A 19,199-nucleotide genomic window follows, 5' to 3' on the forward strand; every position below is an offset into this window, starting at 1 on the left:
GCTACGTTCCATGAAGGGGCTCTGCCTGGGGGACAGGCGCATGGCGCGTCGTGACGATACCGAAGACAGTGCCTGATCAATTTCAGTGAGGGAAGGGCACAGGCAAAGCAGTCTGGCCCTCCACGCCACATTCAACGGGCGCGGCTCACCTTGACCGGATTATTCGTGCGGGCTCAAAACGCCAGCTATCGGTGTTTTTACGGGCCGACTCGATGCAGTCAATTGTTCCTGAGCCGAGTTCCGCGCTGGCGCCGGCTGCCCATCAAGGGCTTGGTCCATCTGCTGTGTATCAAGCGCACCAACCCATTTGGCGATCGCCATGGTGCCCACCGCATTGCCGATCGTATTGGTGATGGCGCGGGCTTCGGACATGAAGCGATCCACCCCGAGCAGCAGCACCATGCCGGCTACCGGAATCTTGTCCATCGTCGCCAGGGTGGCTGCCAGGGTGATGAACCCGGAGCCGGTGACACCCGCAGAGCCCTTGGAGGTCAGCAACAGGACGCCCAGCACGATCAACTGGTCCATCAGTGTCAGCGGCGTGTTGGTGGCCTGGGCGATGAAGATGGCTGCCATGGTGTAGTAGATGCATTGGCCATCGGGGTTGAACGTCAGCCCGGACGGAATCACCAGGCCGACTACCGGCTTGGACACGCCTGCTTTTTCCAGTTTGTTCATCAGTTGCGGCACGACCGACTCTGATGAACTGGTACCCAGCACAGTGAACAGTTCTTCTTTGAGGTACTTGAGAAACTTCCACAGGCTGAAGCCGGACAGGCGTGCGATGAGGCCGAGCACGACCGCGACAAACAGGAAGCAGGTGACGTACATGGTCGCCACCAATTTGCCAAGCGATACGATCGAACCCAGCCCGTACTTGCCGATGGTGAAAGCCATCGCGCCAAAGGCCGCCAGCGGTGCAAGGCGCATGATCATGCCGACAATGTGGAACATGCCGTGGGAGAAAGACTCGAGCACATCGACCATGGGTTTACCCCGTGGCCCCAAGTGCGCCAAGGCGATACCGAACAAGGTAGAGAACAGCAGAATCGGCAAGATCTGATTCTGTGCAAACGCGTCGGCGACACTGACCGGGATGATTTTCATCAAGAAATCAGTGATACCGTCGCCACTTTGCGCAGCCGAGGTGTACGTAGCGATGCTGGAGGCGTCGAGGTGAGCCGCATCGACATTCATGCCGGCGCCTGGCTTGACGAAGTTGACGACCAGCAGCCCCAGGACCAGGGCAAAAGTAGACAGCACCTCAAAGTAGATGAGCGCCCGCGCGCCGACGCGGCCCAGTTCTTTCATGTTCTCCATCCTGGCGATGCCCAGCACCACCGTGGCGAAAATGATCGGAGCGAACACCATTTTGATCAGCCTGATGAACGCATCACCAAGCGGTTTCAGGTCAGTGCCGATGTCCGGCCAGAACACACCCAGCAGTACACCGGCGGCGACTCCAATCAGTACTTGAACGTACAACTTGCCCAGAATGCTTTTCATGACAGGACCCTGATTTTTATTTTTGTCAGGTAATACCGACGAGACGGGTCAACGACCCGCCCCTCGGCGCTTTGTCTGGATTACGCTTCTGTATCGGATCAGCGATTGATCAACGCGATGACGGCATCGGTAATCTGGCGGGTCGTTGCGGTGCCCCCCAGGTCCGGGGTGTGCAGGCCGCTCTCGGTCACCGCTTCGATGGCCGACATCAACTGTTTGGCGGCAGCCGGCTCGCCCAGGTGTTCGAGCATCAGCGCTGCGGTCCAGAAGGTCGCGATCGGGTTGGCGACGCCTTTACCGGTGATGTCGAAGGCCGAACCGTGAATAGGTTCGAACATCGACGGGAATTGCCGAGACGGGTTGAGGTTGGCGGTCGGTGCGATACCCAGGCTGCCAGACAACGCGGCGGCCAGGTCAGACAGGATGTCGGCGTGCAGGTTGGTGGCGACAATCACGTCCAGTGTGGATGGCTTGAGCACCATGCGCGTGGTCACGGCGTCGACCAGTTCCTTGTCGATCTCCACATCCGGGAAGTCCTTGGCGACTTCGTAGAAAATCTCGTCCCACAGCACCATGCCGTGACGTTGTGCGTTGGACTTGGTCACCAGGGTCAAGTGCTTGCGTGGGCGACCCTGCGCCAGCTGGAACGCAAAACGGTGAATGCGCTCGACACCGGCACGGGTAAACACTGAAACCTCGGTGGCGACTTCTTCGGGCAGGCCGCGGTGCACGCGGCCACCATTACCGGAGTACTCACCCTCCGAGTTCTCGCGCACCACGACCCAGTCGATCTGGTCGCCGTTGTGCAGTGGGCTTTTCACGCCGGGCAATACCCGGGCTGGGCGCACGTTAGCGTATTGGTCGAAACCCTGGCAGATGGGCAGACGCAAGCCCCACAGGGAAATATGGTCCGGCACATTCAGGGCACCGACGGCGCCGAAGAAGATGGCGTCGAAGGTTTTCAGTTCTTCAAGACCGCCATTGGGGATGTAGTGGCCGGTTTTGAGGTAATGCTCCGAGCTCCAGTCAAAGTCTTTGAAGGCGATTTCGAACCCGGTTTTTTTTGACAGGGCTTTCAGCACTTCAACGCCGGCAGCAATCACCTCGATACCAATTCCGTCGCCTGGGACAGCCGCAATATTGTAAGCATTCATCAGTCAGCACCTTCGTTGGATGTTCTTGTTTTCCCTGTCGTTCACGCCCAGTGACAGGGTGTGAGCAGAGTTTAAGCAGGAATTCCAAGGCAATAAGCTACTGCAAATCACTACATAAATTACTTGAGGTTACTAATGGTTGCGCACATTCTGTGTGCCCCGTCCTTGTCTTGAGCCAGACATGAACCAGACGCTCGACCTTTCATTTTTCTACCTGCTCGCCACCCAGGGCAGCCTTGCGGCCACGGCACGCGAGCTCGGCGTGACCCCACCGGCCGTCAGCAAACGGCTCGCAGCGCTGGAGGCACGGTTTGGTGTTCGCTTGGTCAATCGCACCACTCGCTCGATGAGCCTGACCTCGGAGGGCGAGCTGTACTTTTCTCACGCTGCGCGCATCCTCACGCAGATCAATGAGGTCGAGCAGATGGTCGTCAGTAGCCGCGCGACACCCAAAGGGCTGATTCGCGTGAATGCCTCCCTCGGTTTTGGCCGGCGGCATATCGGCCCGGCCATGGCAGCGTTCTTCAGCCGCTACCCGGATGTGGAAATACAACTGGAAATCACCGACCACCCGTTGGATCTGGCAGCCCACGGTTTTGACCTCGGCATCCGCTTCGGCACGCTGCCTGATGCGGCATTCCATGCTCGCAAGATCGCCTCGAACCGCCGACTGCTGTGCGCGTCACCGCTTTATCTGGAGAAGCACGGCACGCCCCAGCGGCTGTCTGACCTGCAGCAGCACAACTGCATCTTCATCCGGCAGAACGAAACGCCTTATGGCGTATGGAGTTTCACCCATGGCAGCCGTACGCAGAGCATCAAGGTCCGTGGTGCTCTGGGCTGCAATGACGGAGAGGTGGCCCTGAACTGGGCACTGGAAGGTTACGGAATATTGATGCGTGCCGAGTGGGATATCGCCCGTTATGTGCGCAGCGGCCGGCTGCGCCTGGTGCTCGAGGACGAAACACCCACCCGTGCGGATGTCTATGCGGTCTATCCTCAGCAGCTGCACCTGTCAGCGCGGGTCCGCAGCCTTATCGACTTCCTCGTCGAACGTTTCGCTCATATCGATCACGTTGAAGATGCTGAGTGACCTGCATTCAGTGGATGCCTGCGCACACTGACCATGTCTGTAGGTCTTTTCCCAAATTGCCCTCTTCTCATTGGTCTTTGCAGTGTGATCTTTTAGCCTTGCCCGAAAGGTGAATTCACATCGGACGGTCGGTCAGGCCACACGGCGAAAGGTACGCATGGACAAGCACGAAAAAAAGGACACCACAGGTTTGGCAAGTTTTTGGGACGAGCTGAACCAGGTCTTGAGTTTGATGATGAAGCATTGGGCTGCCATCGGCACCCTGGCGGCGGTAGCCAGTGGGTTACTGAGTTTCGGCATATTGATGGCCTATTCCAAGGCCATCGGGCGCATAGACCTGTTGCCTGTGGTCTTCGACAAGAAATTTTCTGCACTGCTTCCCTGGATGGGATTCGTTGGCTTTGTGTTTTCGCTCTATATGGCACTGTTTCTGACAACCACGACGATCTACGCATTGGCCGTTTCACTCTTCAATCCCACGCCATCATTGCGTCCACACATTGCCAGGTTGCTGCTGATTCCCGCGACGTTGGGGTCGGTGCTCTTCGTTGCCAGTGTTTTTCAGGTGCCCGATATAGCGCATGGCGTCGTCGCGCTGTCGATCATGGGGTGCATGATGCTTGCCATGCTCCTGCTGCTGATGTCGAAGCGTTTCAGGATGGCGCTGGAGATCGTGACCTTGATCAACTTTCCGCAGGACTCCCGCAAGCGCCGACGGGCTGGCTTGTTTTTGCTCGCCTATGTGCTGTTGTGCTTTGCCACCTTTGCAGCGGTGTACCCAATGATCATCCTGCAGCATTCCTATACTGGCAAGGACACACCTGAAGCCGTCAACACGCTGACCTTCATCTCGATGGCCACGGTTTTCCTGTTGTTCGTCCCCGCACTTATTTTTTTCGTGAGCAAGAAGCGCATCGCTATTCGGGTTATCCAGGCTGTAGCTGTGGCGCTGATTGCCACCTTGGCCGTGATCGTCATGTATCCAGGGGCGACCTCGACCATTGTCTATAAGGCAGCGGGCATGATGGGCGTGCGCGACGCCAGTGATCAGCAATACCGGGTCCTAAGGAACTACAAACCCGCAGATTTCGCCAAAGCTTCCTGGCATGTCACTGACGTCCAAGACGGGATGCCAGTGGTGTCAGCGTTCCCGCTGTTTTCGTTAGGCGATGTGCTGCTGCTGTGCCCGAGCCGCTTGCTTGAAACTCGCCTTGGCGATTGGCCGGAGCACTCGGGAGCCTGCATCCTTACACAGGCCACTTATGTAGTGAAGTTGCCCGACGCCGGCGCCGGCCAAGCCAACAAGGACGAGTCAGCAGTGAAGGGCTGATCCGGGTTGCAATCGGATTGAACGTTCCAGCGCTCAGTGTCGTCGGTTCTTTCAAGTCGTACGCTTTTTAAGTCCCGATCCATGCGGAGGTTTCTTCATGCATCCCTATATGGTGCAGTACCAGCTCAACGGCCAACCCGCCAACTACACCTTTGAACTCAAACAGCCCAGCCTTGCCCGGCACGAGGCAGCGCTTCACTTGATGATGCTGCACTTTGGTGACGGCGAGAATAGCCTAGTCATGCCGCCACCCGATGCACAGCCTGCAGAGATACTGGCTCAAGCTGAGGTACTCGGGTTGTCGGATATCGATATCACCTGAAGCCTTCGTTCAGCGCGTGTCGAGTAACGGCACCCCAACCAACCAGAGAAAGGGTGCCGTCCCAGACCGTCAATCCACCCACCGCCACAGTGGCTCATCCAGCAACCCAACCCCCCGCAACTGCGTTTGCCCCTGCTGCTTCTCCAACTCCAGCACATTGCACTCCTCACATGCCGTCAACGCCTCGATCAGCGGCCTGCTGTGCGATACCACCCAGACCTGGCTGCGTTGCGACGCGCGAATGATCAACCGTGCAAGGGCCGGCAGCAGGTCGGCATGCAGGCTGGTTTCCGGTTCGTTGAGCACCATCAAGGACGGTGGGCGTGGCGTCAGCAGCGCGGCCATCAGCAGCAGATAGCGCAGGGTACCGTCCGACAGCTCCGCGCCGCCCAGCGGGCGCAGCAGTCCCTGCTGGTGTAGCCGCACGCTGAACAAGCCGCCCGGTGGCGCATCAATCTCCAGGCGGCTGCCGGGGAACGCGTCCTCCAGCGCTGCTACGAGGTCTTCCACTTCACCGATTTCGATGATGGTCTGCAGCGCCGAGGCAAGGTTGCGGCCATCGTGATGCAGCACCGGCGAGCGCGTGCCCAATTGGGGCTGGCGGCAGGGGGCATCGCGGTCGATGCGGAAGTGGTCGTAGAAGCGCCAGCTGTTGATGAATGCGCGCAGCTGGCCAATCTCCGGCGCCTGGCGGGGGCGGCCGACGATGCTGAAAAAGCTCTCGCCGCTGTCGGCGTGTTGATCGAGCACTGTCCAGCCATTGTCCTCGCGGGCACGCACCATGGCGTTCTTTCGCTCGACCAGGAGGGATGAAGGACGGTAGGCGCCAGCGCCCCAGATGGCTTCGCTCTTGATCTCGGGGTCGAGCATGAAGGCGGTCGGGTAGGGCAGGGGAATTGGTAGGCCGAGGGCGATGGCGAAGCCGAAATCCTCGGTGGCGAAGCCTTAGCGCAGGCGCTTGACGTCGCTAGGGTGCTGGCCCTGGATGGGCACTTCGCCGCGTTTCATTCGTGCACTCGCTTGCGGCCCGGCCCACCAGGTCGAATCCAGCCCGCCTTCTCGGGCGAGGGCTGCGATCACGCCGCCCTGGGCGGTTTCTGCGAGCAGGCGCAGGGCTTTGTACAAGTTGGATTTACCACAGCCGTTGGCACCTGTGACCAGGTTGAGTTGGCCCAGCGGGAGTACCAGGTGGTTGATCGAGCGGTAGTTGCCAATGGCGAGGGTAGTCAGCATGCGGTGCGTCCCAGCTTGAACCAGGCGACGGATTGTGGCCGAAGCACAACGGCCTTGCCAGCGTTGAAAACGCATGGCTCAACCTTCAGGCGAGGTTGTGCCGCAGACGAAGTCGCTCGAACCGAGGCGGTGCGAACCATATTCGACAACGTAGTCAGCACCGCGGCGCTGGGCTTCCACCTCGGCTGTCTGCCGGTCGGCGTACACATCCACAAAATGCCACGGGTGCCGGTCTCGCAACACACCCCATCCAAGCACCCAGCCCGCGTTGTCGGGATCTGCCGGCAAATTCTTCGCCAGGCTGCGAATGGTCATAGTAGTGCTCCTCCAAAAGCTACAGTGGCAGGCGTTTGCGCCAGCAGGAACCATTTTACGTACCTCTATCCTGCAGCAGCATCAATAGTAATGCTTGGCGAACGCCATCGGTCGCTGCCGGGGCACTCCTTGCTGCCGGCAATTCTCTGAATGGGTAGACGCAGAAACACTGCGCCGCAGACCGGAGATCCACCATGACAATTGATCACAACGGCCCCGATGCTCCCTATCCAGGCCCTGCAGAAAATACCGCCATCACCGGCGCGACACAGGGCTCAGGATTGGACAAAACCGAATCAGAACCCAAGCAAGATGTTGGGGAAGCATGGAGCGACAAGCGGCCCGAGGACTGGAACCCTCCGCCCGGTAACCCGGGCTCCGATCAGGACGCCCAGGTCGAGCGCGACAACGGCACCGCCCGCACCCACGGCGACGAGGCGCAGAGCGGTGCGGGTCAGGATGGCGAAGTGCCGTTAGCCGCAGATGACCAAGCGCCGATAGAGCAAGAGATGAAGGATGTGGACGCCAACAACTCGGTATCCAGCGAACATCCCGAACCTCGCTGATACCCCGTGCCTGAGGGATGCTTCGATGAATATTTATTACGCAGCACAAGGTGGTGGTAATCGAGATCTGCCTGCCTCACCCGATCCGGTCGTAGATCCAGATCACCCCACGGTTCCTGACCCAGATGATGACCCGCTGATGAACGAAGAGCAGGGCGGGGATTGGGACGAGGGTGAGACTACCGATCAGGGTAGTAAAAAGGCGGAGCAGCCCTATGAGTATCACCAGCGGCTAGAGGATCAATGATGGCGCGCATCTAGTTGACGGTACCCCTGTGGGAGCGGCTTTAGATTTTGAACAAGACAGGTGCTCCCACAGCGTTTGCGGCGAGCTCGCGGACATTGTTTTTCTGCGCGACCGCTCAGCCCAGAACAATCATTCGCGAGCCATCAACACCAACGCTAGCCCAACCGCCAGCACTGCAATCAATGCCCCCACCCAGCCCAGCGATGCCAGCCCCATGTGCTCGATGGTCGCGCCACCAATCGCCGCGCCGATACCAATCCCGCCGTTGGCCGCCGATACGTTCAGCGTGCCAGCGAGCGCCTGGGCCTTGCTGCCTGCGCCCATGACCCGTACCTGGCACACCGGAAACAACGCGGTATAGGCGATACCCCACGCGGCAAGCGCCACTACCAGCAACCACAGGGTATCGATAGCCGGCGCTACGCACGCCATGCCGGCAGCCAACACTGCCAGGAGCAACACCGTAGCACCGAGCGGGCTGCGGTCAACCAGTCGGCCACCGATGGCATTGCCCAGCATGCCCACCGCGCCAAAGCCCATCAGCCACCAGCCCACCTGCGCGCTAGGCACATGAGCGAGGCGCTCCAAGATATCGGCCAGGTAGGTGTAGGCGCTGAACATTGCAGTGAAGACCACGACCGACAGCAGCACGTGCAGGAGGAATTTCGGGTCCTTCAGAATGACCGACTGGCGCTCTCCTGCAGCCCGTTTCGGCGCACTCGGCAGCGACGGCATGAACATCCACATCAGCAAGGCAATGACCAGGCAAAGCCCACCAATCAGCATGAACGTCGCGCGCCAGCCAACTGCGGTCGCCGCCAGCGTGCCGAGCGGAATGCCGAACACGAAGGCCGCAGTGATGCCCATGTAGACTTGGGCCACGGCCTTGCCTTCATTACCACTGCCCGCCAACTGAGCCGCAGACTCGCTGGCTGTCCCCCAGAATACCGGAAGCAAGGCGGCTGCCAGAATGCGCGAGAACGCCATCGTCCAGAAATCCGTTGCCACCGCAGACAGGCCATTGGACACGGCAAAGATCAGCACTATGGTCAGAAACAGTTTCTTGCGATCCCAGTGCGAGATCGCGGCGGTGAGAAATGGCCCCACCAGCATGACGGTGAAGGCAAACACAGTCACCAACTGGCCGGCTTTGGCGATGCTGACATCCAGCTCGCGCGCCAGCCCGGGCAAGATGCCGAGAATGATGAACTCGGTGGTCAGCACGGCGAACGCAGCGATCGTGAGGATCAGAATGCTGGTGCCGGCCCGAGCTTCTGCCGTTCCCGTCGAGGGCGCAGAGGTGGCCTGCATGAGGGTGTACTCCAAATATCTAAATTGAGGGCGCGAGCGTACCCTGGAATAAAATGATCATCCGCGGTATTTCGGAAATAATTATCAGGAATTAAATTCCATAATAGGTGTTTAGCTTGCAGAACGAACAACGCTTGAAGGGGTTGGCGGTTTTCATTTGCGTGGCGGAGGCGGGCAGTTTTACGGCGGCTGCCGAACGCATGCACCTGACCACCTCCGCCGTCAGCAAGAGCGTGGCACGGCTGGAGCAGCGATTGCAGGCCAGGCTGTTCGAGCGCAGCACACGTCGCCTCGCGCTGACCGATGCCGGACGCAACTACTATCGTACCTGCAAGGGCATCATGGCCGACCTCGACGAGGCCGAGATGGAGATGCACAGCGACCAGACCGAACCGCGCGGCCGCCTGCGCATAGATCTACCTGCCTCGTACGGCAAACTCCGCGTCTTGCCACTGCTGATCGACTTCATCGCCGAACACCCGCTGCTGTTGCCGCACATCACCCTCACTGACCGCTTCGTCGATCAGGTCGAGGACGATATCGACATTCTGGTGCGTATCGGTGGCCCGGATATTTGGCCCAACGGCGTGGAGCGCCGGCTGATCGGTGTGCAGCGGCAGATCTTCTGCGCCACGCCCACCTACCTGCAGCGGCACGGCGAGCCCCGTTCGGAAAGCGACCTGCATGAGCATGGCTGCGTGCTTTACGGTAGAGCAGACGGTGGTGTCTACCCGTTGCACTTTCCCGGCGCACATATCGAAGGCAGCGAGCAACGCGTGGTGGCGGGCCGCATTGCCATTGGCAATGCCGAGGGGCAACTGGCGATGGTGCTCGCAGGCTTGGGCATCGCTCAACTGCCCACCTGGCTGGTGCAGGAGCAGCTCGACGCGGGCACGCTGGTGCCTATCCTGCCAAGCCTCACCACGCGCGGGCTGCCCATTCATGTCGCTTGGCTCACCAGCCGGCAGTCGCTGCCAAAAGTGCAGGCATTGGTCGAGGTGATCTGTAACAGCTTCGGTGCAGAAGGCGGCGCAGCTACAGCGTGTAAAGATAGGTAAAAGTGCACACAGGCCAAGCCGCCACGGATCTAGAATCCGCACGCTGCCCAACCTGGCATCAGGCAGGCGGCAGATCTTGGCTTTTGGAGCGTTTTGATGAAGTTGAAACAGTTGGTTCGCGCAGCGCTCGTCGCCGCTTTGGTATCCACCTTGTCAGGTTGCTGGATATTCATGCCGCCCGGTGGTGGTGGTGGTGGTGGTGGTGGTGGTGGTGGCGGCGGGCATGGTGGATTCGGCATGGGTGGCCACGGCGGCGGGCCTCGCTGATCGGTCTTCGCGCTCGAGCAAGGACGCTCCATCGACACTCAGCGCTCGGTTCGCCACCCCAAACGGCACATGCACCATCGGCAAATCCCCCGCAGCCGACGTCAGGTGCGTACGCTGATCATCAAAGAACATATGCGGCTTGAGAATCGACAGCACCCGGTCCTTCTCCATCCCGCCGAGAAAGAACGACTCATCCGGCGAAACCCCCCAGTTCTTGAGCGTCGTCACTACTCGCTCATGCGAAGGCGCATTGCGCGCGGTGACGATGGCGATGCGCAGGATGCGCTGGTACGCCGGGTCTTCGGCCAGCTTGCGATCTTCGAGCTGGCGGATCAAAGAAAGCTTGCGATACAGGTCCGCCAACGGCCCGGGCTGGTGCGGGATGGCCTTGTGCGCATGCTCATGGGCCTGGAATTCATTCAGGTCCTGGCGCTGCTTGTAGACGCTTTCCGCCTCGTCATCGGCGATCACCCCGTCGAAGTCGAAAGCCACCCGCAGTTCGGTGTCGATCTCGTCGTCGTAGATCTTGCTCGGCAGCACCAGGCCAGCAGGGTAGTCGGCGTCGATGGCCCGCTGCACATCGCCTTCGTGGGCGCTGAGGAACAGCGACGCGTTGAAGGCAGGGATGTACTCGTAGGGTGAACGGCCAGACATGAAGGCCGCACGGGTGATGTCGAGGCCGTAGTGATCGATCGAGCGGAACACCCGCAGGCCAGTCTCCGGCGAGTTGCGCGAGAGCAGCACCACCTCCACAGGCAGCTGGTCCGGGAAGGCTTTGTTGATGCTGAGGAAGCGGCGGATGAAGGGGAAGGCGACGCCCTTGGGGAATGGCACATCGAGGTTGGCTTCCTGATGCAGGCGATAAGCCTCGACCCCCTCGGACTGGTAGATATCGTCGGAGTCGGTCAGATCGAACAAGGCGCTGGAGGCGACGCCGACGACAAGTTTCTGTTCGATGGGGTAGGGCATGGCGGAATGTCCTGAAACTCTGAGGGCGCAGCGACCATGATAGGCCAGATGTCACCCTCACTGGATGACTTCGCCGATCATTGCCGTGACTACCTGATTACGAGGATGTTGAACGATCCGTCCAGATTGCATTCCTGGTGATCTCCACCCATCCCCTCCGGCAAGAAAGCTGTGAGGTCATAAGGCAACAGCACCGTATCTAGCGCCAGCGAGAAGGGTACGTCGACCAGGCCTATCCAGGCACCTTCGTTGCGGGTGGCGAAATTCCAGCCAAAACGTGTGCCTGGATACACACAGCGCTCGCCATCCAGGTGAGTCAGCATGCTCCAGCAACCGCTGACCATCAGGACCCATACCAGCACCATGCATCGGGAAATCCAGCGCATCATAAAAAAGCCTTCCGTTTCATAAGTAGTGCCATACCTTCCTGGTCATCCATCAATCAGCCTCATCGATCAACTTCAACTCGCCGTCCCGGTACTGCACAGCGCGGCCCACCCACTCCCGGCTCACCTGTGGCAGCACCGCTGAAGGCTTGCGCAGCTCGCGCAACAACGTCGAACCATGCGACAGCCGCCCACCCATGCGCGCAATCACGGCTCGCGCAGCCTGGTAGTGGGCATGGCGGCCGGGGTCGAGGGTGTCTTCCAGGAGGATGTCTTGGCCAAGAATGCCTTGCACTTGGCCCGGGTAGATCATGAAGCCGGCGGCTTGTTCGCTGCCCTGGCTGCCGTCCTGCCAGAAGCTGCCGTCGCGGCTGCGTACATCGGGATGCGCGGCGAACCAGTGGGCGCGCTCGGCTACTGGCATGGCGTGGTGGACGCGGAAGAAAATCCGCATCAGGTTATCGCGGTACCACTCGCGTACCTGCAGGTAGTAACCGCGCAGGCCTGGCAGGCCGAAGCGGTGCGCCAGGCTGACGTGGCGCGGCCATGCCGGCAGTGTTTGCAGAGGCAACTCTGTCGGTGCCGGGCGCTCGGTGCCGGGGTCGGTCTCCCAAGGCAGGCGGTGTGGGCAGTGCTCCAGGTCGTCGTACGCAGTCGCGGGCCGGCCCAGCCATGCTCCACCACTGCTGGCCAGCGCTGTGGCGATGCACAGGTTGCCCTGCACTACGAAGACATAGAAACGGCTGAACCAATCGGCCAGTTGCTGGCCATCGGCACCCGAGGCTTGCAGTTGCGCCAGTTCTTCATCAAAACGTTGCAGGCCAGGGGCCAGGGCCTGCAGGTGACTGCGGGCGGCCCGCTGCATGCGCCATAGACGCGGCAGCGAGCGCAGCATGCGCAACGGGCGCCAGGGCAGGGTAGGTGTGGCGCCGCCGACTTCGCCAGCATAGCTGGCGGCCGAAATGCCCCAGTCGGCCAGGCGCGCGAGGAACAGGTCGTTGTTGATGTAGGAGGCGCCGCCGAACACGGTGGTGAAGGGTTCGTTGTCCTGCAGCACGCGGCTGTCCCAGCGCGCCATGATTGCCGGGATGCAGGCGGCGGCGCGGCGCTGGGCGTATTCGACGAAGCGGCTGGGCTGAGGCGGCAGGATTTCGGCGATGTTGGCCGAGGTTAGATGCCGACGCCAGCCATGCTCGCTGATCGGGCGGTATTGCAGCAGCCACAGTTGCTGGCCGTCCCAGGCCCATTCGATATCGCCGGGGACGTAGTGGAAGACTTTCAGCACAGCTTGCAGGAAGTCCCACACGGCAGTGGCTGTCAGGCCGTGCAGGTCGGCAAACTGGCCGTTTTGCCAGGCTGTGCCAAGGCGTGAAAGCGTCGCGCGATGCGGGGTGGCCTGGCCGTCAGCCAGGGCTTCGAGGTGGCCTTCGATCCACTCCAGTTCCACGGAAAGGTGGCGCACGAAGGCGATGCCGGACACCGTCGGCTTGATGAAGCGCTGCACCACCACTTCTTCGACACCGGACGCACGCAGCGCGCTGACACGGTCGACGACGGCGTCACTCGGAACGCGCAGATAGGTGGTGCTGAGGCCGGCATTGGCGGCGTCGGCCTGGTCTTCGGCGTAACTGGAGGAGCGCACAGCCCACAGGGTATCCGGCGCCGAGGCCAGCAGCAGGGGGAGGCGTGGGTCGCTGCTGTCGCTCAGGTTCAGGGCTTCGGGTACCGGTTGGCCGGCCAGTGCCGCGAGCTGCAGGCGGCCGCCTTTGGTATGGGCGACGAAACCCTGTACGCCCGATTCCAGCCAAGTGGCGAAATCGGCTGGCGCATCGATCCAGGGGTAGTGCCCCCAGCCGGGTCGCAAGTTGATGCGCAGGTCGGCGCGGGCGAGGATCGCCGACCACGCGGCAGCCTGGGCGATGCCCAGCATTCTGTCCTGGTCACCCCATACCAACTCGACCGGGTCAGTGACCCACTCCAGCAGTGGCAGTGCGGTGTCGGCGCGCAGCTGTTCCCAGGAGGGTACGAACGCTCGGCAGCGGCCGTAGCCTGCGCCCATGCGCTGGTACTGGGCGGGTGTCCAGCGCTGGCTGGAAAACTTGCGCGCGAACCACTGTGGACGATGGCTGAGGAGCCAGTGAATGGTCTTGCGCAATGGCAGCGGCGACATCAGTGCCGGCAGCCGGCGTTGCCAGAGAAAGGCACCGACCGGCGCCAGCAGTACGCTGCGGCTGAAATGCCCAGGTCGGCGTTGCAACGCATGCAGCACGATCAATGCGCTGACGCCCACAGCCATGATCGCGTGGCCACGCCCGGTCATGCTCAGCAGGGCCTGCGCGTACTCATCCAGGCTCTCGCAGGGTGGCAGCGGGTTGTCGCCGAAGCCGGGCAGTTCCAGCGTCCGCACCTGGTAATGCCTGAAGTGCGGCAGCGCATCGTCCCACCAGTCGGCGGCGCTGCCATTGCCGGCCAGCAGGTACAACAACGGCTTGCTCATCGTTGTTCCTCAGGCCAGGTCGCGCAGTGCGCTGTCCAGGGTTGGGTAGCGGAAGCGGTAGCCTGCCTGTTGCAGCCGGCTCGGCATGACGCGTTGTCCATCAAAAAACAACTCGGCCATTTCGCCAGCCAGGACACGCACCGGAGCGGCTGGCACGTGTAGCCACACCGGGCGCTTGAGCAGTTGGCCAGCGGTTTGCGCGAAGGTGCCCTGGCTGACCGGTTCGGGGGCGACCAGGTTGTAGGTGCCGTGCATGTCGCTGTCGGCCATGGCGCGCGCCATCACGGCCAGCACATCGTCACGGTGCACCCAGCTCATGACCTGTTGACCGTCACCCATGCGACCACCCAGGCCCAGGCGGAACGGCATCAACAGTGGCGTCAGCGCACCGCCGGGGCCGAATACCACGCCCAGACGCAGCACCACCTGGCGTGCGCCGAGCGTACTCGCCGGCTTGGCCGCCGCCTCCCAGCGTGCGCACAGTTCGGCCATGAAACCCTCACCTTTGCTGGCGCTTTCATCCAGTTGCAGGCTGCCGTCGCGCACGCCGTAATAGCCGATGGCCGAGGCCTGGATCCACAATGCCGGTTTGTGTCGGGCCTGGGTCATCCAGCGCAACAGCGCTTCGGTGGTGCCCACCCGGCTGGCCAGCAGCTGGGCCTGGCGGCGCGCAGTCCAGCGCGGCCCTGCAACCGGGGCGCCGGCCAGGTTGATCACCACGTCGAAGCGTTCGTCATGGCCGAGCTTGTCGAGGCTGCGCAGGCAGCGCGCGCGGCCGTCGAACAGGTAGGCGGCGCGCAGTGGATCGCGGGCCAGCACGCTTACACTGTGCCCCGCGTCGAGCAGTTGGATGACCAGGGTTTCGCCGATGAAGCCAGTGCCGCCGGTGACCAGAATCTGTTTATAGGCGCCGCCGGCAAACGGGTTGGCCGGCTGCCCCTGGCGTTGCAGGCGCAGGCTGGCCAGCGCATCGCGAATACCCGATGCAGTCACGCCCAGCGCGAACAGGGTCAGCAACCAGCCGCGCCAGCCGAGGTCGATGGCCACCAGGCCGCTGGGCAAGCTCGCCCATTGCAGCAGCTGCAGGCCGTACAAGGCGAAGAAGGCCCCGGCGTTGATCGCCAGCACGGTGTGCATGATGCGCTCGATCGCGGGCAGCTTGCGGCTGCGATCCTCGATCACGAAGTCCCACAGCGTCAGGCCGATTTCCAGGGTGAATACCACCGCCACGATAATCGCCCAGATACCCTGGAAGGCCACATGGGCGATGCCCAGGAACAGCACGCCGTAGCAGCACGAACGCACCGCGTGAATCGCCAGTTCCAGCCGTGCGCCATGGCGGCGGGGCAGGGCTACCGTCAGTTCATGGTGGTAGAGGGTGTCCAGCGCGCCAAGCAACCCTTGGATCAGCAGCAGGTTGAGGGCCCAGGTCAGGATCGGCAGTTCAGCCACGTTCAAGTCCTTTCAAAGTGGAGGTGGGGCGGTCGTGGCGGTATAGCCACAGCAGCGGTGGCAACAGGGCGAGCAACGCCAGGCCGTCGATGAGCAGATGTGACCACATGCCAGCCTGCAGCGACAGCAGCATATCCTGCGGTGCCCACAGCACGATGCCGAACGCCAGCCATGCCCAGGCGTTGTGGCTGCGTAGCCGGTCACCCAGGTGGATCAGGCCGAGCATGTACAGCGAGTAGCTTTGCAAGGTGGCGCCAAACAGCGCCAACCACCAGACCTGTTGCTCGCGGGCGGCCGCTGGCGCCGCCTGGCCCCAGAAGGCCTGCTCGACACTCAATTGATAGCTGCCCAGCAGTGGGCTGTGGCCGGCCCAGGTCAGGCACAGGGCAACCAGCAGATGGGTAAGCGCTGCGGCCTGCAGCCAGCGCACCAGCGCCTGGCGCAGGGCGGGTCGCGAGGTAGAAGAGGGGGAGGGCATTCCTTGTCCTGTCGGCTTCCTTGACGGCGGGCAGTGTACCTTGATTTGCCCTGACCTGAAGCAATCCCTCGCGCACATCCGCCGCTATGCTGAAGCCTTCGACTCACCTCACTCAGGTAAACAAGGAGGCATCCCATGAAAGCTGCTGTTGTTGCCAAAGGGCATCGCGTGGACGTGGTGGACAAGACCCTGCGTCCGCTGGCCCACGGTGAAGCGTTGCTGAAGATGCAGTGCTGTGGCGTTTGCCACACCGACCTGCACGTCAAGAATGGCGATTTCGGTGACAAGACCGGCGTGACCCTCGGCCACGAAGGCATTGGTGTGGTGGTGGAAGTCGGGCCGGGTGTAACCTCGCTCAAGCCGGGCGACCGGGCCAGCGTGGCGTGGTTCTTCCAGGGCTGCGGGCACTGCGAGTACTGCAACAGCGGCAACGAGACGCTGTGCCGCGAGGTGAAGAACTCCGGTTACACGGTGGACGGCGGCATGGCCGAGGCGTGCATCGTGGTGGCCGACTACGCGGTGAAAGTGCCGGACGGGCTCGATTCGGCAGCCGCCAGTAGCATCACCTGCGCGGGGGTGACGACGTACAAGGCAGTCAAGTCATCCAACATCCGCCCTGGGCAGTGGATCGCCATCTATGGTCTCGGTGGCCTGGGCAACCTGGCGCTGCAGTACGCGAAGAATGTCTTCAATGCGCGGGTCATCGCCATCGATGTCAATGATGAGCAACTGACCTTCGCCCGTGAGATGGGCGCCGACCTGGTAGTCAATGCGCGTAGCGAAGAGGTGGCCAAGGTCATCCAGGCCAAGACCGGAGGCGCACACGCGGCAGTGGTCACGGCCGTGTCGAAAAGCGCCTTCAACTCCGCGGTGGATGCACTGCGTGCCGGTGGGCGGCTGGTTGCCGTTGGCCTGCCACCGGAAGCCATGAGCCTGGACATCCCGCGCCTGGTGCTGGATGGCATCGAAGTCGTAGGTTCGTTGGTCGGTACCCGGCAGGATCTCGCCGAAGCTTTCGAATTCGCCGCGCAGGGCAAGGTGGTGCCGAAGGTGACGCTGCGGCCGATCGAAGACATCAACGACATTTTCGAGGAGATGCTGGAAGGGAAGATCAAGGGCAGGATGGTGATCAATTTTGTCAGTTGATCACTGATTGCCTACGGATGCACCGCATAACCGTGTGGGAGCGGGCTTGTCCCGCGAAGCAAACGCCGCGGTGAATGGCACGGGCTTCGCCCGTGTTCGCGGGACAAGCCCGCTCCCACAGGACTGCTGTCAACGCATCTCAGCCATGGTTACCATTGGATTGGCTGACCATCCCATGCCCAGAAGCTGCCACTGTCCGCCGGCCCGTGGCGGCTGATCTGCTCAAGAATGCACTGCGCGGCAAAGGCAGGTTCGAACAATTGCTCGGCGGGCACATTTGCCTGAAATGGCTCTGAAAGCCGTGTGTCGGTGGTGCCGGGGTGTAGCAACAGCACGGTGCAAGCAGGGTTGAGGCGTTTGAGCTCGATGCTGGCAGTGTGCAGCAACTGATTCAGAGCTGCCTTGCTGGCGCGATAGCTGTACCAGCCACCCAGGTGGTTGTCGCTGATAGAGCCTACTCGCGCCGACAGCGCGACAAAAGTGCAGGGCTGTTTGCGCAGAAACGGTAGCAGGTGTTTAAGGAGCAGGACTGGCGCTAGGGCATTTGTAGCGAAGCTGGCTTGAAAACTCGCTAGGTCAAGCTGCGCCAACGCCTTTTCTGCCTTTGCGCCGTCCCGGTGCAGGATGCCCACGGTACTGATCACCAGATGAAGCTGAGAACAACTGCGGCCAACTGCTTTGGCGAGCATGGCAAGCGACTGTTCACTGCGGGCGTCGCAATCAATTCGAATCAGGCGCTCGCCGTACGTTGAGGCAAGGTCAGTCAGCGCTTCTGCAGCGCTGGCGTTACGCGATACGGCCCACACCTGTGACATGTCGGGCCGGGCCAACAGCTGCTCGCAAAGTGCCAAACCGATGCCTTGGCTGGCGCCGCAGATGAGTGCGTTCTGCATCATGATGATTCTCCTTGTTGCACTTCAGTCGTGCGCGGGTTTGCGCCTGGCCAGCCTTGATGATGCTGCACCATGAAGTCGACAAACACCCGCACCCGCGCCGGCATCGCCGGGCCACCGACGAATACGGCGTGGATCGGCTCGCGGTCGCCGGGGTTGTAAGCCTCCAACAGCGGTACCAGTTCACCGCTTCGCAGTTCATCGGCAACCGTGAAGGTGCCGATGCGCGCAATACCAGCGCCAATCTTGGCCAGCTGCGCCAGGGCCTCGCCACTGCTGCATTCGATAGTGCCGGCCACCTTCAGCGAAAAGGCTTGCCCTTCGCGAAGAAACGGCCACTCTGAAACCGCACGGCGGAAGTTGAAGCGCAGGCAGTTGTGCCGGGCGAGGTCTTCCGGTCGCTCGGGAGTACCGCAACGCTCAAGGTACGCGGGCGAGGCAACGATGACTTCGCCGGTGTCGCCAATGAAACGCGCACTCAGGGAACTGTCTGGTAGATGGCCAAAACGCAAGGCGACATCGGCCTGGCCGCCGAGGATGTCGGTGACTTCGTCACTCAGCGTCAGGTCGACCAATACCTGTGGATACAACGCGCTGAACGCAGCCACCAGCGGCACCACGGTCTGGCGGCCGTGGCCAAGGGCGGCGCTGACCCTCAGCCGGCCCCTCGGTACGCCCTGATCGGTGATGGCATCTTCAACCTCGAGCATGTCCGCCAGGATGCGCCGGGCGCCGCGCAAATAAGCATCGCCCTCGGCCGTGAGCGTGATCGCCCGGGTGGTGCGCAACAGCAGGCGGGTGCCCAGGCGCTGTTCGGTGCGCGCGATGATCCGGCTGACGGCCGACGGGGTCAGCCCCAGCGCTCGCGCAGCAGCCGAAAGGCTGCCTTCGTCCACCACCTTGGCGAAAACCTCCATCTCGCCGGACCGGCCGTTGTATTCCATTTGTGCCTCTTGCGCAAAGGTGGTTTCCAGAA

18 protein-coding genes and 1 pseudogene are annotated in these 19,199 nt (G+C 61.7%); 7 read left to right on the plus strand and 12 right to left on the minus strand.

What is annotated here, in order from left to right:
- Positions 1–159: 159 nt before the first annotated feature.
- On the minus strand, positions 160–1,506 hold the full coding sequence (locus ACZ6YA_RS02505) for a dicarboxylate/amino acid:cation symporter (protein WP_465895188.1): 1,347 nt from the start codon (positions 1,504–1,506) through the stop codon (positions 160–162).
- 98 nt (positions 1,507–1,604) lie between these two features.
- Positions 1,605–2,660, minus strand: a complete 1,056-nt coding sequence (locus ACZ6YA_RS02510) for a tartrate dehydrogenase (protein ID WP_465895189.1) — start codon at positions 2,658–2,660, stop codon at positions 1,605–1,607.
- Between the two features lie 181 nt (positions 2,661–2,841).
- Between ACZ6YA_RS02510 and ACZ6YA_RS02515 the strand changes: the two genes are divergently transcribed.
- The 3 genes from ACZ6YA_RS02515 to ACZ6YA_RS02525 all read left to right on the plus strand — a co-directional run bounded on the left by ACZ6YA_RS02515 (position 2,842) and on the right by ACZ6YA_RS02525 (position 5,405).
- Complete coding sequence (locus ACZ6YA_RS02515; protein ID WP_465895190.1) at positions 2,842–3,753, plus strand: LysR family transcriptional regulator; 912 nt, start codon at positions 2,842–2,844, stop codon at positions 3,751–3,753.
- 157 nt (positions 3,754–3,910) lie between these two features.
- Positions 3,911–5,083 carry a hypothetical protein gene (locus tag ACZ6YA_RS02520; RefSeq protein WP_465895193.1) on the plus strand — a complete coding sequence of 391 codons (1,173 nt, stop codon included), beginning with the start codon at positions 3,911–3,913 and terminating at the stop codon, positions 5,081–5,083.
- Positions 5,084–5,180: 97 nt separating this feature from the next.
- Positions 5,181–5,405: a hypothetical protein gene (locus ACZ6YA_RS02525; protein WP_465895194.1), complete on the plus strand. Its 225-nt coding sequence runs from the start codon at positions 5,181–5,183 to the stop codon at positions 5,403–5,405.
- Between the two features lie 69 nt (positions 5,406–5,474).
- On the opposite strand, the pseudogene ACZ6YA_RS02530 reads toward ACZ6YA_RS02525, so the two are convergent.
- Together ACZ6YA_RS02530 and ACZ6YA_RS02535 are read right to left on the minus strand one after the other, a co-directional pair.
- A pseudogene (locus ACZ6YA_RS02530) lies at positions 5,475–6,638 on the minus strand (AAA family ATPase).
- Between the two features lie 78 nt (positions 6,639–6,716).
- Complete coding sequence (locus ACZ6YA_RS02535; protein WP_465895195.1) at positions 6,717–6,953, minus strand: hypothetical protein; 237 nt, start codon at positions 6,951–6,953, stop codon at positions 6,717–6,719.
- Between the two features lie 194 nt (positions 6,954–7,147).
- Here ACZ6YA_RS02535 and ACZ6YA_RS02540 point away from each other — a divergent pair, with 194 nt between their 5' ends.
- Positions 7,148–7,519 carry a hypothetical protein gene (locus ACZ6YA_RS02540; protein WP_465895196.1) on the plus strand — a complete coding sequence of 124 codons (372 nt, stop codon included), beginning with the start codon at positions 7,148–7,150 and terminating at the stop codon, positions 7,517–7,519.
- A 25-nt stretch (positions 7,520–7,544) separates the two neighbouring features.
- Positions 7,545–7,766, plus strand: coding sequence for a hypothetical protein (locus tag ACZ6YA_RS02545; RefSeq protein WP_465895197.1), 222 nt, complete (start codon positions 7,545–7,547; stop codon positions 7,764–7,766).
- 129 nt (positions 7,767–7,895) lie between these two features.
- Here the strand turns inward: ACZ6YA_RS02545 and ACZ6YA_RS02550 are convergent, their stop codons facing one another.
- On the minus strand, positions 7,896–9,077 hold the full coding sequence (locus ACZ6YA_RS02550; protein ID WP_465895198.1) for an MFS transporter: 1,182 nt from the start codon (positions 9,075–9,077) through the stop codon (positions 7,896–7,898).
- Positions 9,078–9,193: 116 nt separating this feature from the next.
- Here ACZ6YA_RS02550 and ACZ6YA_RS02555 point away from each other — a divergent pair, with 116 nt between their 5' ends.
- The gene (locus tag ACZ6YA_RS02555) at positions 9,194–10,135 is read left to right on the plus strand and encodes a LysR family transcriptional regulator (RefSeq protein ID WP_465895200.1); all 942 of its coding nucleotides are present in this window, start codon (positions 9,194–9,196) and stop codon (positions 10,133–10,135) included.
- Between the two features lie 153 nt (positions 10,136–10,288).
- Here ACZ6YA_RS02555 and ACZ6YA_RS02560 read toward each other — a convergent pair whose 3' ends face one another.
- The 5 genes from ACZ6YA_RS02560 to ACZ6YA_RS02580 all read right to left on the minus strand — a co-directional run bounded on the left by ACZ6YA_RS02560 (position 10,289) and on the right by ACZ6YA_RS02580 (position 16,184).
- Complete coding sequence (locus ACZ6YA_RS02560; protein WP_465895201.1) at positions 10,289–11,371, minus strand: 5'-nucleotidase; 1,083 nt, start codon at positions 11,369–11,371, stop codon at positions 10,289–10,291.
- Positions 11,372–11,460: 89 nt separating this feature from the next.
- Positions 11,461–11,736 (minus strand): YceK/YidQ family lipoprotein, encoded by a 276-nt coding sequence (locus tag ACZ6YA_RS02565; protein WP_465895202.1) that lies wholly within the window; start codon positions 11,734–11,736, stop codon positions 11,461–11,463.
- Positions 11,737–11,809: 73 nt separating this feature from the next.
- A complete protein-coding gene (locus ACZ6YA_RS02570; RefSeq protein ID WP_465895203.1) occupies positions 11,810–14,254 on the minus strand; it encodes a PEP-utilizing enzyme in 2,445 nt (814 codons plus the stop codon).
- Between the two features lie 9 nt (positions 14,255–14,263).
- On the minus strand, positions 14,264–15,706 hold the full coding sequence (locus tag ACZ6YA_RS02575) for a TIGR01777 family oxidoreductase (protein ID WP_465895204.1): 1,443 nt from the start codon (positions 15,704–15,706) through the stop codon (positions 14,264–14,266).
- Positions 15,699–16,184, minus strand: a complete 486-nt coding sequence (locus ACZ6YA_RS02580) for a cell division protein (protein WP_465895205.1) — start codon at positions 16,182–16,184, stop codon at positions 15,699–15,701. The genes ACZ6YA_RS02575 and ACZ6YA_RS02580 overlap by 8 nt, the downstream gene beginning before the upstream one ends.
- Positions 16,185–16,319: 135 nt before the next feature.
- On the opposite strand from ACZ6YA_RS02580, the gene adhP reads away from it, so the two are divergent.
- Positions 16,320–17,330: an alcohol dehydrogenase AdhP gene (gene adhP, locus ACZ6YA_RS02585; protein WP_465895206.1), complete on the plus strand. Its 1,011-nt coding sequence runs from the start codon at positions 16,320–16,322 to the stop codon at positions 17,328–17,330.
- A gap of 149 nt (positions 17,331–17,479) precedes the next feature.
- On the opposite strand, the gene ACZ6YA_RS02590 is transcribed toward adhP, so the two are convergent.
- Together ACZ6YA_RS02590 and ACZ6YA_RS02595 are read right to left on the minus strand one after the other, a co-directional pair.
- Entirely contained in the window at positions 17,480–18,226 is a 747-nt protein-coding gene (locus tag ACZ6YA_RS02590) for an SDR family NAD(P)-dependent oxidoreductase (protein ID WP_465895208.1), read from the minus strand.
- The gene (locus ACZ6YA_RS02595) at positions 18,223–19,167 is read right to left on the minus strand and encodes a LysR family transcriptional regulator (protein WP_465895209.1); all 945 of its coding nucleotides are present in this window, start codon (positions 19,165–19,167) and stop codon (positions 18,223–18,225) included. Before ACZ6YA_RS02595 ends, ACZ6YA_RS02590 begins: the two co-directional genes overlap by 4 nt.
- Between the last annotated feature and the right edge of the window lie 32 nt (positions 19,168–19,199).

This window comes from Pseudomonas sp. NPDC090752 (genome assembly GCF_055584805.1).